Source organism: Flavobacterium buctense (assembly GCF_014486695.1).
GTDB lineage: Bacteria > Bacteroidota > Bacteroidia > Flavobacteriales > Flavobacteriaceae > Flavobacterium > Flavobacterium buctense.
In genome coordinates this window covers 37,338-53,086 of sequence record NZ_JACTAB010000008.1, presented here as the reverse complement: position 1 = coordinate 53,086, position 15,749 = coordinate 37,338, and the positions used below count along the sequence as shown (strand labels likewise).

Genomic DNA, 15,749 nt, shown 5'->3' with positions numbered 1-15,749 from the left:
ATATTTGTTATTCAATAAAACCATAATTAATTTGACGAAATTGATTTACAAAATCATCTTTTTATTTCCACTAATGATTTTTTCTCAATCCGATTTTGAAAAAGCAGAGAAGTTATTTTTGCAAGGTAAATATGCTTTAGCAAAACCAATTTTAGAGAATGTCTTAAAAGACAAGCCTAGTGATTTAAAAACTCTCGAGTATTTAGGAGATATTGAAGGCGCTAATAAAGCTTGGACAAAAGCCATGTCTTATTATGATAAATTGAGAAAACTCAAACCTAATGAAGCCAATTACCACTATAAATATGGAGGTTGCCTTGGAATGAAAGCTAAAGAGTCTAATAAATTCAAAGCGTTAGGAATGATTGATGAAATTAAAGCTTCTTTTGAAAAAGCCATTCAACTCAACCCGAATCACATTGAAGCACGATGGGCGTTGATAGAATTGTATTTAGAATTGCCCGGAATTGTCGGTGGAAGTGAAAAGAAAGCTCAAAAATATGCCAATGAATTATCCAAAATTTCACCGGTTGACGGCTATTTGGCAAAAGGTCGCATAGACGAATATTTCGAGCGTTACAAAGAAGCTGAAAAAAATTATAAACAAGCCATAGCTATTGGCGGCTCTAAAACCTCTTACCAAAAATTAGCGAATTTGTACAAGAACAAAATGAATCAGCCTGAAAAAGCCAAGTTAGTTTTAGAAACTTATCAAGAAAAAAATAAATCTTAACAATGCGAACACATTTTATAGCCATTGGCGGTGCAGCCATGCACAATTTAGCCCTGGCCTTACACCATAAAGGATACCAAGTTACCGGAAGTGATGATGCCATTTTTGAACCTTCCAAATCCAGATTAGAGAAAAAAGGATTGTTGCCCATTGAAATGGGTTGGTTTCCTGAAAAAATCACCGCAGATATCGAAGCGATTATTCTCGGAATGCACGCCAAAGCTGATAATCCGGAATTGTTGAAAGCACAAGAACTGGGTCTTAAAATTTATTCCTATCCCGAGTTTTTGTACGAGCAATCTAAAAACAAAACCCGAGTAGTCATTGGTGGTTCTCATGGGAAAACGACCATCACATCGATGATTTTACACGTAATGCATTTTCACAATATCGAAGTCGATTATATGGTTGGCGCTCAATTAGAAGGTTTTGATACCATGGTTCATCTAACTCACGATAACGATTTTATAGTGTTAGAAGGCGATGAATATTTGTCGTCACCTATCGACAGAAGACCAAAATTTCATTTATACCAACCCAATATAGCCTTGCTTTCCGGAATTGCATGGGATCATATTAATGTATTTCCTACGTTTGAAAATTACGTAGAACAGTTTGCCATTTTTGTCAACCAAATTACCAAAGGCGGAATTTTAGTCTATAATGAAGAAGATGAAACCGTTAAAAAAGTAGCCGAAGAAAGCACCAACACCATCCGAAGATTGCCTTATAAAACCCCAAGTTATTCTGTTAAAGACGGAACTACTTTACTCGATACACCCGAAGGGCCAATGCCAATCGAAGTTTTTGGAGCACACAATCTCAATAATTTGGCCGGCGCCAAATGGATTTGCCAAAATATGGGCGTTGACGAAGCCGATTTCTATGAAGCTATTGCGAGTTTCAAAGGTGCGTCAAAACGTTTGGAAAAAATAGCCGAAGGCAAAGGCAAAGTAGCTTACAAAGATTTTGCCCATTCGCCAAGTAAAGTAGCGGCAACAACTAAAGCGGTTAAAGCACAATATCCGGATAGAAAATTAGTGGCGTGTTTGGAATTGCACACTTACAGCAGTTTAAACGCCGAGTTCCTAAAAGAATATGAAGGCGCATTAGACGCAGCCGATATTGCTGTAGTTTTCTATTCACCCGATGCTGTTAAAATCAAACAATTGGAAGAAGTCACTTACGACCAAATTGCGCAATCGTTCAAACGCGATGATTTGATTATTTATACCAATCCGGCAGAATTCAAGAACTTTTTGTTTTCCTATGATTTAAATAATTCAGCTTTGCTGTTAATGAGTTCAGGTAATTATGGCGGATTGAATTTTGATGAGGTAAAAGGGTTGATTAATTAATCCTAAATTTACTTTTCATATTTATAATGCCCAACAATCTCATAGCTAAACAAGCAATCTTCTAGAACTTGTCCGCCACCAACATTATGCACAATCATCGGATTTCCGTCCGGAGATTTTTTATTAGTTATGATGCCAATGTGTGGTAGTTTTCCACTAATCATCCAAGTGACCATTTCACCGGTTTTATAATCGTCAGGATTTTGGCTAACGGATAATTTTTGGCCTTTTCGACTAAAGAAAGTTTCCAGGTTCGGCACTCTTCTATGGTCAATGTTGGTGTCGGTTTTCTTTAAGCCCCATTTGGTTGGGTATATAGAAAAGTTAGCTTTCATATCTTCATGCACTTCTTTTTGCAAATCAATTCCCAATTTTCGATAAGCTCTAATCACAACATCAGTACAAACACCCGTTTTGGCAGGAACATCGCCGTTAGGGTATTTTATAGACACATAATTTGGTGTGTAAACGATAGTCGGGTCAACAATTGAAATGGCCGCTGCCGCTAATTTCTCCTCAAATGAATTGGGCTTTGCTTCTGCGACACCACTGTTGCTATCATTGTTTTTTTGACCACAAGTCAAAAATGTAAGTAAAATTAGCGAAAAATAAAAAGTTTTCATAATTTTAGGGTTTCAATAAGTAACGATAAATCTTTCCATTTAGTATTTGTATTGGAACAAAATTTCTCCATAAAGAATTGGGCTGAAGACGATAAGCCTCGCGAAAAACTTATGCTAAAAGGCAAAGCAGTTTTAAGTGATGCCGAATTGGTAGCCATTTTAATTGGTTCCGGTAGCCGGAAGGAAAGCGCGGTATCTTTGAGCAAAAGAATCTTGTCAAGTGTGAATAACAATTTGAATGCTTTGGGAAAATTATCTCTGAAACAGTTAATGGAATTCAAAGGAATAGGCGAGGCAAAGGCTGTTTCCATTGCCGCTGCCTTAGAATTAGGTCGGAGACGAAGGTTAGAAGAAACCGTTGAGTTACAGAAAATCACTTCCAGCAAAGCGGTTTTTGAAATCATGCAACCCATAATCGGGGAATTGTTACACGAAGAATTTTGGGTTTTATACTTAAATAATTCTAACAAAGTCATTTACAAATCGCAATTGTCCAAAGGCGGAATTACCGGAACCGTGGTCGATGTTCGTTTAATTTTCAAATTGGCTTTAGAACACAACGCAACTGCGATTATTTTGTCCCATAATCATCCTTCGGGTAAACTATTGGCCAGTGATGCCGACCGTGATATCACTAAAAAACTTAAATTTGCCGGAGAGCAATTGGATGTCAAAGTGCTCGACCATATTATCATCACAGAAACCGGCTATTTGAGCTTTCAGGACGAAGGCATTTTTTAAAATGAAAAACATCACCGATATTTTTTTTGACCTAGATCACACACTTTGGGATTTTGACCGAAACTCAGTTTTAGCTTTTGACAAAATTTTCAAAGTGCATCATCCGATGATTAATACCGAAGAATTTATCGAAATCTACGCACCCATAAACCAGGCATGCTGGAAGTTGTACCAAGTTGATAAAATCACCCATGAAGAATTGCGTTACCAACGGTTAAAACAATCATTTGACAAAATGAACTACAGCATTTCCGACGAAGCAATTGACAAAATAGCCCATGATTATATTGCCTTTTTACCGGATAATAATCAGCTGTTTGACGGTGCTATTGAAGTGTTGGAGTATTTATCTCCAAAATATAATTTGCATATTATTACCAATGGTTTCGCTGAGGTTCAATCTAAAAAAATCCACAATTCAGGGTTAGGCAACTATTTTAAAACGATAACCAATTCAGAAATGGCCGGCGTCAAAAAACCACACCGAAATATATTTGAATTTGCCCTATCTTTGGCTAAAACCGATAAGGAAAACGCTATCATGATTGGCGATTGTATCGATGCAGATGTCAGAGGTGCTATTGATTTCGGAATGCAGGCTATTTTATTTGATGAAAAAGGCCATCATAACATTCCCGATGTACTAACCATCAATCGTCTGGTAGAATTAAAAAATATATTGTAAAATGAAAAAAATAGTATTGTCTTTGATCTTCTTGCTATCATTAACCTCTTTTTCGCAAAGTATTAACGATTATCAATACGTAATTGTTCCAAAGAAATTCGACTTTTTTAAGACAGAAGACAAGTATGGATTGAACACTTCCGTGAAATTACTGCTGCAAAAATATGGTTTCAAAGCCTACTTCAACGATGAAGATTTTGCCCATGGAAATGTTGGCAATCGCTGTGATTTTTTAACCGCCGATTTAGTCAATGAAAGTGGCTTAATGGTAACCAAACTGAGGGTTTTATTAAAAGATTGCAAAGGCAATGTGGTTTACCAAACCGAAGTTGGTTCCAGTCGTGAAAAACTATATTCTTCCGCTTATAATTTGGCTTTGAGAGATGCGGCAAAGTCTTTTGAAACTTTAAATTATCACTACAACGGAAGCCAACCTTCACTAAAAAACTTAGGAAAAATCGAAGAAACGGCTGAAGTTAAATTAGCCTCAGAAGTAAAAATAGCCTCAGAAACGGCTATTCCGGCTACTGAACCAACCCAAGTTTTGGTTTCAGGACCATTGTATGCGCAACCTATTGCCAACGGATTTCAATTGGTTAACACATTACCTAAAGTGGTTTATAAAATTTACAATACTTCTGTAAAAAACTATTATATCGCTATAAAAGGAGAACAAAATGGGGTTTTCTTTGCCAAAGACAACGGTTGGTTTTTTGAATATTATCAAAACGATAAATTGGTTTCAGAAAGCGTAGAAGTGAAGTTTTAGTTTTAAACTGAAAACTTGCGACTGCGACTGAAAACTATCCACTAATACCCATATTTATCCTTCCAACGATTCTTCAAGAAAGTACGCATTTCATTTTCACGCGCATTATTTCCGGGTTTGTATAAATCCGTATTCCTGATTTCATCCGGTAAGTATTCTTGTTCCGAAAAATTATTGGCGTAATTATGCGAATATTGGTATTCTTCGCCATAGCCCAATTCTTTCATCAGTTTTGTTGGTGCATTGCGCAAATGAATCGGCACTGATAAATCACCGGTTTGTTTGACCAAAGCTTGGGCTTCGCCAATAGCCATATAACTCGCATTGCTTTTAGGAGATGTGGCCAAATAAATGGCACACTGACTTAATAAAATCCTACTTTCAGGGTAACCGATGGTTGAAACCGCTTGGAACGTATTATTTGCCATGATAAAAGCCGTAGGATTCGCATTGCCAATATCTTCGCTTGACAGAATCAACATGCGTCGGGCGATGAATTTTACATCTTCGCCACCTTCAATCATTCGGGCTAACCAATATACCGCACCATTCGGATCACTGCCGCGAATCGATTTGATAAAAGCCGAAACAATATCATAATGTTGCTCGCCGGTTTTGTCGTACAGTACTGTGTTTTGCTGTACCAATTCTAAAACTTTGTCGTTGGTAATCGTAATTTGACCTTCAGGGCTGGCGTTTACCACGAGTTCAAAAATATTTAATAGTTTCCTTCCATCGCCACCCGAAAGTCGCAACAAGGCTTCGGTTTCCTTTAATTTTATTTTTTTGGCCGAAATGATTTTATCTTCTTTTATCGCGCGCTGCAATAAAGCCAACAAATCTTCTTTTGAAAACGGATTTAAAACATACACCTGACAACGTGACAACAAAGCGGGAATGACTTCAAAACTCGGATTTTCAGTTGTGGCTCCGATTAATGTGACCCAACCTTTTTCCACTGCAGCCAATAAAGAATCTTGTTGCGATTTGCTGAAACGGTGAATCTCATCGATAAACAAAATCGGGTTTTTGGCCGTGAATAAGCCGCCGCTGGTTTTGGCCTTCTCTATCACGTCGCGGATGTCTTTTACACCACTGTTGATGGCGCTCAATTCATAAAACGGGCGATTGCTTTGCTTGGCTATGATTTGGGCCAAAGTTGTTTTCCCAGTTCCCGGCGAACCCCAAAAAATCATCGATGGAATCACACCACGCGCAATTTGTTGGGTCAACGAACCATTGTCGCCAACCAAATGCAATTGGCTAATGTAATCTTCTAAACGTTGCGGTCTGATGCGTTCGGCAAGTGGTGCTTCCATGTGGTAAAAATACGATTTAAAAGTTTTTGGAGCCAATCGTTCAGGCATTTTTTAAACCGTGTTCCCGCTTTCCGTTATACTTCGTGTCACTTCAATCGGGGCTAAATTCAAACTAAAGGCTTCTTTTAAATTTTCCTAACTGACAAATTAGCATTACTTTTAATTTGGCTGTGTTTTTGACAAGAGTCAATAGTTAAAATAAAACCATGAACGATTACCACCATTTTAAGTTTACACCATCGGTTTGGATTATTCCGAGCTTTCTGCTGATTTTAATTTGGGCAATTTTCTTTTTTGAGAACAGTTTCAATGTTGATTTGACTTCGCATGGGATTTTACCGAGAACATTTTCGGGTTTGCAAGGTGTGCTTTTTAGTCCGTTTTTGCATGGCGATTTGAATCACATTGCCAATAATTCGATTCCGTTGTTTGTGTTAACTACAGCGCTCATTTATTTTTATCGCGATATTTCGCTGAAGGTTTTGTGTTATGGGATTTTGCTTTCCGGAATCATAACTTGGGTTATTGGGAGAAGCTCTTTTCACATTGGTGCGAGCGGATTGATTTATGTGTTGGTTTCCTTTATTTTCTTCAAAGGCATGATGACACAATACTACCGATTAATGGCTTTGTCTTTAACGGTTGTGATGTTTTACGGCGGAATGGTTTGGTATGTTTTTCCGGATGTGGACAAGACCATTTCTTGGGAAGGACATTTGGCCGGACTAATCACCGGTTTTGCTTTCGCGGTTATTTATAAAACGCCGGATTATAAAAAAGACATTCAATACGAATGGGAGAAACCCGAATTCAATCCCGAAAGCGATATGTTTATGAAGCATTTTGATGAAAACGGGAATTTTGTCAATACCCCAAAACCTGAAGAAATTGAGGAAGAAATTCCGGCCACCGGAGTTCATTATATTTATCACTTTAAAGAAGCGAAAGCCGATAACAAATCGGTCGAATAGATGGCTAATTAGTCCCGATTGTAGTGGCACGAAGTTTAACGAAAAGCGGGAATAAGGTTAACTGATAAATCCCGAGCCATTGCTTCGCCAATTCGCTTCGCTCGGGTCGCTCCTGATTTCAACAAGCTCATTCTGACAAATTATTTATTGACGTTGGCGAACGGTTTCATATAAAAACGCTCCACAAGCTACGGAAACGTTCAATGAACCGATAGTACCGAACATCGGTAACTTGGCTTTCTCGTCGACGATTTTTAACACTGACGGGTTGATGCCTCGGTCTTCGCTTCCCATGATGATGGCTATGGGTTGGTTTAGGTCGATGCTGTAAATACTATCTTCGGTTTTTTCAGTGGCCGCTACGGTTTTGATGCCGCTGCCTTGCAAGTAAAATATGGCGTCTTTGATGTGGTCTACTTTACAAATCGGTACGTTGAAAACGGCTCCGGCAGAGGTTTTTACGGTATCGCCATTAACGGGAGCTGAACCTGTTTTTTGGACGATAATTCCGTCAACACCGGTACATTCGGCTGTTCTGATGATGGCACCGAAGTTACGGGCATCGCTTAATTGGTCCAGAATTAAAAATAAAGGCATTTTGCCACTTTCAACAACGGTGTCTACTAAAGTTTCCAATTTCACGAAGGTAATAGGAGCGATGGTGGCAACGGCTCCTTGGTGGTTGTTGGGTGTTAATCGGTTTAATTTTTCAACGGGAACGTAGGAGAAATTGATGCTGTGCTTTTTCATGGCTTTCATCAATTCTTGCATTAATTCGCTTTGGGCATCGCTTTGTATAAATACTTTGTCGATTTCTTTTCCGGCATTGACGGCTTCTATAATGGCTCTGATGCCGAAGATTTGGTTTTCTTTTTCCATGGCGCAAAGATATAAAAAAACCACCAGTGAAAACTGGTGGTTTAAATTCGTTTTGACTTGGTTTGGAATTATCTTCTTCCGATTCTTCCTGCGCCACCTCCGTTATTGACATCCCAGAAAATTGGAGTTTCTAATTCGTCTCCTCCAATGGCAGCAGCGGCAGCGGCAAAGTTTGTACCGTTAAGCGTTTGCTCTCTTAAAGGATAAGTGTATCTTTTTGGTACAGGTAATAATGAAATGGCTGCTGTATTCATAACAGGAGCATCATATTTTCTGTAAACACACCATCCTTCAAATCCTCTATTGTACATGGCTAACCAGAATTGAAGACCTATTTTTTGTCTCCAAGTTCCTGAAGCAGTTGCGTAAGCAACGCTAGGGTTAGCTAGATAACTTGCTGCATCTACACCTGATACACCCCAATCTGCCATTGAGGCATTGATTGCAGTGTTATAGTGAGATTCAGCAGTTCCACCAACAGAGTATCCTCTTTCAGCAGCTTCTGCTAACAAGAATTCTACTTCAGCGAAATCCAATAACACACCTCTGAAAGTTGGGTCGTGCATAACATCACCAATGTGAGAGTATTGTGAGAAAGAATTATTTTCTCCGTAAGGACCTCCAATATATCCTGAAACATTGTCATCAAAGAATATAGGTCTTCTAGGGTCAGATAGCGTATTCATGTAATCAACCACTGTGTTTGCAGCCACGAAATCACTTCTACCACTTTGCACTAGGTCAACCCACAATGGATTAGTGTTAGGAGTAGAGCCTTCGTATTGAATGATTGCATTATCAGAATTTGAAGTAAATACACCTGCAGTTACAGCTTGTTGAGCCGCTTGTTGAGCTGCAGTGTTGTTTACATCAGCCATTCTCATAGCAATTTTCAATTTTAAGGCATTGGCAAACTTTTCCCATTGGGCTACATTACCGCCATAAACAACATCTGCAGAAGTGAATCCGGCATCTCCACTGGCATCAAACATATTAATGGCAGCATCAATTCTAACTAACAAATCAGCGTAGATAACTGCGTCATCATCATAAGCAGGAGTTGGGTCTTCAGCTCCAAGTAAAGCTGCTGAGTATGGAATATCACCATAGGTATCCACTAATTGTTGCCAAGTGTAGACTTCCAATACTTCAATCATTGCTTTTTTGTTGTCACTTTCAACTAACGATTTAGCATCTTTTAAGTCATACAATACATTGGTATACATTTCAGTCCAATGATTGGCAGCGATGTTTCTCGTTACAAGATCATAATTACTTTCGTCAACATAAGTGGTTTCTGTCCAATATTGAGCGAATAAACGGAATACATTAGTATTCACATTGGTGCTTTCCATTTGATCGAACAAACTTTTTGTGGCAGAAGTAAATAAAGCGTCGGCTGATACTTCTGTTGGATTGTTAGGATCTCTGTTGATATCCTCATATTTATCATCATCGGCACAACTTATCAGTAGAACAGATGTAAATAAAAACAAATATTTTTTCATATCTTTTTTTTTTAGAATTCTAATTTAAGGCTTACACCTAACTCTTTAATAGCAGGGTAACTACCTGATTGGTTACCTTGTATGTTACCGGCACTAAGACCAGCTTCAGGATCAGCATATGGAACGTTTTTGTGAATGATCCATAAATTTCTTCCGATTACAGAGAATGACATGTTTTGCATGAACAAACTTTTAGCAATTTTGTTAGAGAAGTTATAAGTTAAACTTAATTCTCTTAATTTAACAAAAGAAGCATCGTAAACGTGAGCAGCTTGTGGCGTTCTTACATATCCCCATGGGTTAGCATAGGTTGTAGCATCTGCCACAACAGTGTTTGGTGTTCCGTCTTGTTGAACACCCGGTAAAATAACTCCACCACCATCTGCTACAGCGTCACGAACAGGGTTTCCTGAGGCGTTTGTGCCTGCAGTAAAATCGTAAAGTCCGGTAGCGTAACCGTAATAAGTATCTAAGGAGAATACATCACCACCTTTTTGAATATCAATCAAGAATCCTAAGCTGATGTTTTTGTATTTGAATGTGTTTTTAACACCACCAGTCCAATCCGGATTGATGTCACCAATTATTTCGTTACTGCCTGATGTTCTTAAATAATATCCATTTGTTCCTACTATTCTTTCGCCGTTATCGCTGTAGACAAAATCTCTACCTCTGATAACTCCGAATGGTTCGCCTAATGCAGCACCTAAAGTAACTCCACCTTGTACGCCGGCTAATTGAATGAATTCAACACCTTCAGCTAAGCGAGTTACTTCACTTCTGTTTTGGGCAAAGTTGAATTTAATGTCCCAAGAGAAGTCATCTGTTTTGATTGGTTTTCCATTTAAAACTAATTCAATCCCTTTGTTTTCCATATCAGCTCCGTTTAACCATAAGTTAGTCGCACCAGTACCTGATGATACTGCAATAGGAGTGATCAAGTCAACAGTTTTTCTGTTGTAATAAGATAAATCCAATCCTAATCTGTTTTTGAAGAATTGTAATTCAAGACCTAATTCAACATCTCTACTTTCCTCAGATTTTAAATTTGGATTGTTAAAGAAAGCAGGGTTAGAGGCAGTTGCTGAACCATTAAATGAAGCACCAACACCATAAGTATTGAACACTTGATAAGGGTCAGTATCATTACCCACAACCGCGTAATTTGCTCTGAATTTTCCAAAAGTTAACCAATCTTGTTTAAGTAAATTCGAGAAAATAATACTTGTTGAAACTGATGGGTAGAAGTAAGTATTGTTTTTCACCGGTAATGATGAAGAACGGTCTCTTCTTCCTGTTACATCAACGTAGTAAGTTCCTTTGTATCCTAAACCAACCTTTGCAAATACACCATCTACTTTTTTAGTGTAATCTATTTTAGCATAGTCATCTGCAGTCAAAGCATTAACCGAGTTAGATAGAGTGAATAAACCTGGTGTTACAAGACCTCCGTTGGTTTCAGCTTCGAGTGAGTTTAATTTGTTTACTCTCAAGTTGAATCCAACTAAACCATTGATGTTTAAGTCTTTATTGATGTCATAATTCATATTGGCCATTAAGTCGTAATTTAACTCAGAGGCTTTTCTGTTTACTACATTATAACGAGATACATTAGCCGAACCAACATCAGTTCTTTCTTCTCTGATTTCGCTGAAGGAGTCAAAAGCAAATCTTCCCATTAAGCTTAACCAACTGTTTACTTTTTGATCTAATTTAAAGTTACCGGTATATCTGTCTCTACTGTCTGATTGGAAGTTTCTGTATAAAGTCCAATAAACGTTATCAGTATAAATAGGAGTTAAATCATCTACTGAATTCACATTCCAAGTAATGTTTTCTCCTGTGCTGAAGAAGGCATCTCTTTGCTGTCCTAAATCAACATTGGTTTGCCACCATTGTCTGAAAGCTTGCATAGGATTGTTTCCATCATAACCAGTACCGTTTCTTCCTTTACCTTTGTTGTTGGTATAAGAGAAATCAACAGAAGCAGTAAGCTTATCGGTTAAATTTTGAGATCCTGCAAAAGTAATAGTGTTTCTTTTGATTTCACTATTTGGCATAACACCTTCTTGAATTTTGTTAGTGAAGCCCATGCGGAAACTTCCTTGATCGGTACTTTTTCCAAATGAAATCGAATTAGTTTTAGTTAAAGCTGTTTCGAAAATGGAATTAGGATTATTTCTACCGGCAACCCATGGAGTAGCTTGAAGATATCCAGGCAATTGCGGGAAAATAGAAGTCCATTGATAAACCAAAAGGTTAGGGTCAAAAGCTGCACCGTAAGAAGCATCTTCTGTAAATGGAACTACTAAGTCATTATTAGAATCGCCATTGATATCAAAATAGCTGAAATATCCACTAGGGTCATCATAATACGGACCGTATCCGGCACCATATTTATTTTGGTATTTAGGTAATGTAGAACTATCCACAGTTCCGGCTGTTATTGAGCTGGTAAAACTTACTCCAATTCCTTCGCCTTTTTTACCTTTTTTAGTAGTAATAATTAAAGCGCCATTTGAAGCTCTCGATCCATATAAGGCTGTTGCAGCGGCTCCTTTTAGAACGTTTATACTTTCAATGTCATCCGGATTAATATCCATGGCAGCATTACCATAGTCATATCCACCTCTACCAGTTCTTTGATCGGCAGAATTGTTAGTATCATTCAAAACCGGAGTACCATCAATTACAACTAAAGCTTGGTTTGAGCCCGAGATAGAGTTGTAACCTCTAATAATAATGTTTGAAGATCCACCCAAAGTTCCTGAAGATTGAACATCCAAACCTGCAACCTCACCGGATAACGCATCGGCAAAGTTAGTGATTGGGGTATCTGACACATCAGAACCTTTTACTTCTTGTGTTGAGTAACCAAGAGATTTTTTCTCTCTTTTGATACCTAATGCAGTTACCACCACACCTTCTAATTCAACAGCATCGTCTTTCATCTTAACATTAAGAGTTGTTGATGAAGCTACAATTTCTTGTGTTTTCATCCCAACATAGTTAAAGATTAAAGTTTGTGTTGCACTAGCTTTGATGGAAAACTTTCCATCAAAATCTGTTTGAGTACCTAGATTAGTTCCTTTTACTAGAACATTTACTCCAGGAATAGGTAAGCCGTTATTGTCTGAAACAACTCCGGAAACAACCCTGTCTTGTGCAAAAGAGATTTGCACTAATAACGCTATGAAAAGCGTTAAGAATCCATTTAACTTTGTTTTCATTATTTAATTTGGTTATAATTAGTATAATCAAAAGTCTTAAAAAAATCTTAAAAATCCTAATTAAAAGTTAAACTTTTATAGTTAAATTTTTAACCCTCTAGAAACTAGCTTTAAAGCTTATATGGACGATTGAATTTGATAATTTTATGGCTTGATTATTTGTGCTTCCATTAGCATAAACGATGTTGAATAATCCGTTTTTTGAAAGAAGTCCAAAACCAAAACCAAGGCCAAGAAGATTTTCCTTAGTATTTGTTGTTTTGTCTTGTAAATGAGCATAATCAATGATAGAATGGATATAAATTGTTGGAGCAAGCACAAAGCGGTATTCAGTCAGTAAAGAGCTGAAAGTATTGCCTTGTAAACTGTTTTCATTGAAACCTCGAATGGAATTGATGCCGCCAAACCTTGACAGTTCGTTGATGATGTAATTTTTGCTTTGCAGATAAAAATTTTGAGATTTGATATTGATAATGTTTTTGGGATTCAGGTAGAAATTGTGCTTTATGTTTAGACTTCCGAAAAGTTGGTTGTCTGAAATCAGTTTTGAGTTTCTTTTACCGGTTCCTAATTTCAGGCTAAAGTTGGTTTTTTCCGGAAAAAGAAAATCATCATTTTTGAATTCAACAAATTCTAATGCGGTTGTGAGATAAGCATTATCGAAATCACTCAAATTGGCAGTGTTCACATTTTGGATATCACTCGATTCTGTTGATTGGTAGCCCAAATACAAACGGGTATTGTAGTTGAAATAATAGCCGAGCTCTACATTGGTTCTTGTGTTTTGAAAAGTACTGTCTTGCTTGAAAATATTGAGCTCGGTTTTGAGTCCGATAGGGCTTTTGAAAATATAGGGCAATTCTAAACTAAGATTGAATGTTTTTTGATCTTGGCCATCGCTTTTCCAATACAGTGAAAATTTTTCTCCTGAGTTTAAGATGTTCTGCAAGGTTAAATCTATATAGCCGCTCAAAATCAATTTGCTTTCTTCGTCATTGGTAAATCCGATATAGCCGTCAAAAGAGTTAGGTTTGGCCTTTTCTAAATAGATATAAACCTTAGTTGAATCTTTAGTGAATAAGATTTCCGGATACTTGCTTTGTTTTATAAAGCGAAATTTTTCGAAATCATTGTAAATCTTATCAAGGTTCTTTTGATTGAAAACTTTGTTTCGGTAAAGTCGGCTAATGTTTTTTTTATGGCTTTCAGGGAATTTATCATAGCCGTTAATTACTATATCATTAAGTTGTCGCAATGTTTCTTTGATTATCAATAAATCAGCGGTGATGGTATTTCCTTTGTTTTGAATATTGTTCAGTTTGACTTTTGCCATAGAAAATCCATTGCCTTCTAATTTTTTTAAAGTATTGTTTAAAAAGCTTTCGGTTTCTTCATAGGGAATAGTAAGCGTATCGTTTTTCAGTGAGTAAAAAGCGGGAATGTTTTCTAGATTTTTTATACCTATATATATGCATGCATAATTTATTCTTTTTCCAAGGTCATATTTGTAGCAAAAAGTGGAATCGTTAAGCTTGATAGTTTCTGAAAACCGACTTTCCGTGTAGCCTTTTTTTGTGAGTTTTTCGTAGAGTGAATTGTTCTCGGTTATAATCGATTTTACGTTTTCGTGTTTTTTGGCATAGCCGATACTATCAATTGTTTTATTTTCTGTATCGTTTTGTCCGACGATTTTTAAATAGAAATTTTGTGCCGAAGTATTCCAGCTAACGGTGATTAGGAAAAAAAAGAAGAAAATCTTTTTCAAAGACTTGAAAGTTTGGATAAAAATAACGCAAAAAAACTGTTTTTATTGTTGATTCCCCAAGCTAAAAACAATTTCTTTGAAATAGCCATTCTCAGGGCTTCGATTTTAAAAGACACTTGCTTTATAATGGCTATTCTTTATCTCATTAAAAGACAAATATTTAATTGATGAAAAAATTAATTAATTACGATTTGTTTCATTAAAAATAATTACTACATTTGCAACCCCTAAAAAAGCGGGATTTTAATAAATAAAGAAATTTTAGTATTTAATTATGCCAACAATTCAACAATTAGTAAGAACAGGAAGAACTCAAATCACTAAGAAGAGTAAATCGGTTGCTTTAGATTCTTGTCCTCAAAGAAGAGGTGTTTGTACGCGTGTTTACACTACTACTCCAAAAAAACCAAACTCAGCCATGCGTAAAGTTGCGCGTGTACGTTTGACTAATGGAAATGAAGTGAATGCTTACATCCCAGGTGAAGGACATAATCTACAAGAGCACTCGATAGTATTAGTGCGAGGCGGAAGGGTAAAAGATTTACCAGGAGTTAGATACCACATTGTGCGTGGTGCACTTGATACCTCAGGTGTAGCAGGAAGAACACAAAGAAGATCTAAGTACGGTGCTAAACGCCCAAAAGAAGCTAAAAAGTAATTTTAAAACTTTTAAAGAAAAGACATGAGAAAAAGAGCGGCAAAGAAAAGACCACTTTTACCGGATCCTAAATTTAATGATCAGTTAGTAACACGTTTCGTGAACAACTTGATGTGGGATGGTAAGAAATCAACAGCTTTCAAAGTATTCTATGATGCCATGGATATCGTAGAAGCAAAAAAGAACAATGATGAGAAAGCCTCATTAGAAGTTTGGAAAGATGCCTTAACCAATGTTATGCCTCACGTAGAAGTACGTAGCCGTAGAGTTGGTGGAGCAACATTCCAAATCCCAATGCAAATCAGACCGGACAGAAAAATTTCTATGGCTATGAAGTGGATGATACTTTATGCCAGAAGAAGAAACGAAAAATCGATGGCTGGTAAATTAGCTTCTGAAATTTTAGCTGCGGCTAAAGAAGAAGGTGCTGCTGTTAAGAAGAGAATGGACACTCACAAAATGGCAGAAGCAAACAAAGCATTCTCTCACTTTAGATTTTAATATTTAAGA

General features: G+C 37.1%; 14 protein-coding genes. 8 read left to right on the top strand and 6 right to left on the bottom strand.

The features are described 5' to 3' along the window. The first annotated feature begins 31 nt into the window (after positions 1-31). Both ICG50_RS11515 and ICG50_RS11510 read left to right on the top strand, forming a co-directional pair. The gene (locus ICG50_RS11515; RefSeq protein ID WP_246448745.1) at positions 32-733 is read left to right on the top strand and encodes a tetratricopeptide repeat protein; all 702 of its coding nucleotides are present in this window, start codon (positions 32-34) and stop codon (positions 731-733) included. Between the two features lie 2 nt (positions 734-735). Further along, a complete protein-coding gene (locus tag ICG50_RS11510) occupies positions 736-2,091 on the top strand; it encodes a UDP-N-acetylmuramate--L-alanine ligase (RefSeq protein ID WP_187661048.1) in 1,356 nt (451 codons plus the stop codon). A gap of 8 nt (positions 2,092-2,099) precedes the next feature. On the opposite strand, the gene ICG50_RS11505 is transcribed toward ICG50_RS11510, so the two are convergent. Next, positions 2,100-2,714: a DUF1287 domain-containing protein gene (locus tag ICG50_RS11505; protein ID WP_187661047.1), complete on the bottom strand. Its 615-nt coding sequence runs from the start codon at positions 2,712-2,714 to the stop codon at positions 2,100-2,102. 51 nt (positions 2,715-2,765) lie between these two features. Between ICG50_RS11505 and radC the strand changes: the two genes are divergently transcribed. Genes radC through ICG50_RS11490 form a run of 3 tightly spaced genes read left to right on the top strand, consistent with a single transcriptional unit; the run spans position 2,766 to position 4,909 of the window. Continuing rightward, a complete protein-coding gene (radC, locus tag ICG50_RS11500; protein ID WP_187661046.1) occupies positions 2,766-3,455 on the top strand; it encodes a RadC family protein in 690 nt (229 codons plus the stop codon). 1 nt (position 3,456) lies between these two features. Beyond that, positions 3,457-4,140, top strand: a complete 684-nt coding sequence (locus tag ICG50_RS11495; RefSeq protein ID WP_187661045.1) for a YjjG family noncanonical pyrimidine nucleotidase — start codon at positions 3,457-3,459, stop codon at positions 4,138-4,140. Between the two features lies 1 nt (position 4,141). Beyond that, positions 4,142-4,909, top strand: coding sequence for a hypothetical protein (locus tag ICG50_RS11490; RefSeq protein ID WP_187661044.1), 768 nt, complete (start codon positions 4,142-4,144; stop codon positions 4,907-4,909). Between the two features lie 41 nt (positions 4,910-4,950). Here the strand turns inward: ICG50_RS11490 and ICG50_RS11485 are convergent, their stop codons facing one another. Then, positions 4,951-6,228: a replication-associated recombination protein A gene (locus ICG50_RS11485; protein WP_187661043.1), complete on the bottom strand. Its 1,278-nt coding sequence runs from the start codon at positions 6,226-6,228 to the stop codon at positions 4,951-4,953. Positions 6,229-6,434: 206 nt separating this feature from the next. On the opposite strand from ICG50_RS11485, the gene ICG50_RS11480 reads away from it, so the two are divergent. Next, positions 6,435-7,199, top strand: a complete 765-nt coding sequence (locus ICG50_RS11480; protein ID WP_187661042.1) for a rhomboid family intramembrane serine protease — start codon at positions 6,435-6,437, stop codon at positions 7,197-7,199. A gap of 144 nt (positions 7,200-7,343) precedes the next feature. On the opposite strand, the gene rlmB is transcribed toward ICG50_RS11480, so the two are convergent. The 4 genes from rlmB to ICG50_RS11460 all read right to left on the bottom strand — a co-directional run bounded on the left by rlmB (position 7,344) and on the right by ICG50_RS11460 (position 14,581). Beyond that, a complete protein-coding gene (gene rlmB / locus ICG50_RS11475; protein WP_187661041.1) occupies positions 7,344-8,078 on the bottom strand; it encodes a 23S rRNA (guanosine(2251)-2'-O)-methyltransferase RlmB in 735 nt (244 codons plus the stop codon). A 68-nt stretch (positions 8,079-8,146) separates the two neighbouring features. Next, on the bottom strand, positions 8,147-9,586 hold the full coding sequence (locus ICG50_RS11470; RefSeq protein WP_187661040.1) for a SusD/RagB family nutrient-binding outer membrane lipoprotein: 1,440 nt from the start codon (positions 9,584-9,586) through the stop codon (positions 8,147-8,149). A gap of 11 nt (positions 9,587-9,597) precedes the next feature. Continuing rightward, positions 9,598-12,816, bottom strand: coding sequence for a SusC/RagA family TonB-linked outer membrane protein (locus ICG50_RS11465; RefSeq protein WP_187661039.1), 3,219 nt, complete (start codon positions 12,814-12,816; stop codon positions 9,598-9,600). Between the two features lie 97 nt (positions 12,817-12,913). Continuing rightward, complete coding sequence (locus ICG50_RS11460; protein ID WP_187661038.1) at positions 12,914-14,581, bottom strand: BamA/TamA family outer membrane protein; 1,668 nt, start codon at positions 14,579-14,581, stop codon at positions 12,914-12,916. A 274-nt stretch (positions 14,582-14,855) separates the two neighbouring features. Here ICG50_RS11460 and rpsL point away from each other — a divergent pair, with 274 nt between their 5' ends. Further along, positions 14,856-15,239: a 30S ribosomal protein S12 gene (rpsL, locus tag ICG50_RS11455; RefSeq protein WP_007136570.1), complete on the top strand. Its 384-nt coding sequence runs from the start codon at positions 14,856-14,858 to the stop codon at positions 15,237-15,239. Between the two features lie 24 nt (positions 15,240-15,263). Continuing rightward, on the top strand, positions 15,264-15,740 hold the full coding sequence (gene rpsG / locus ICG50_RS11450; RefSeq protein ID WP_121312848.1) for a 30S ribosomal protein S7: 477 nt from the start codon (positions 15,264-15,266) through the stop codon (positions 15,738-15,740). The last annotated feature ends 9 nt before the right edge of the window (positions 15,741-15,749 follow it).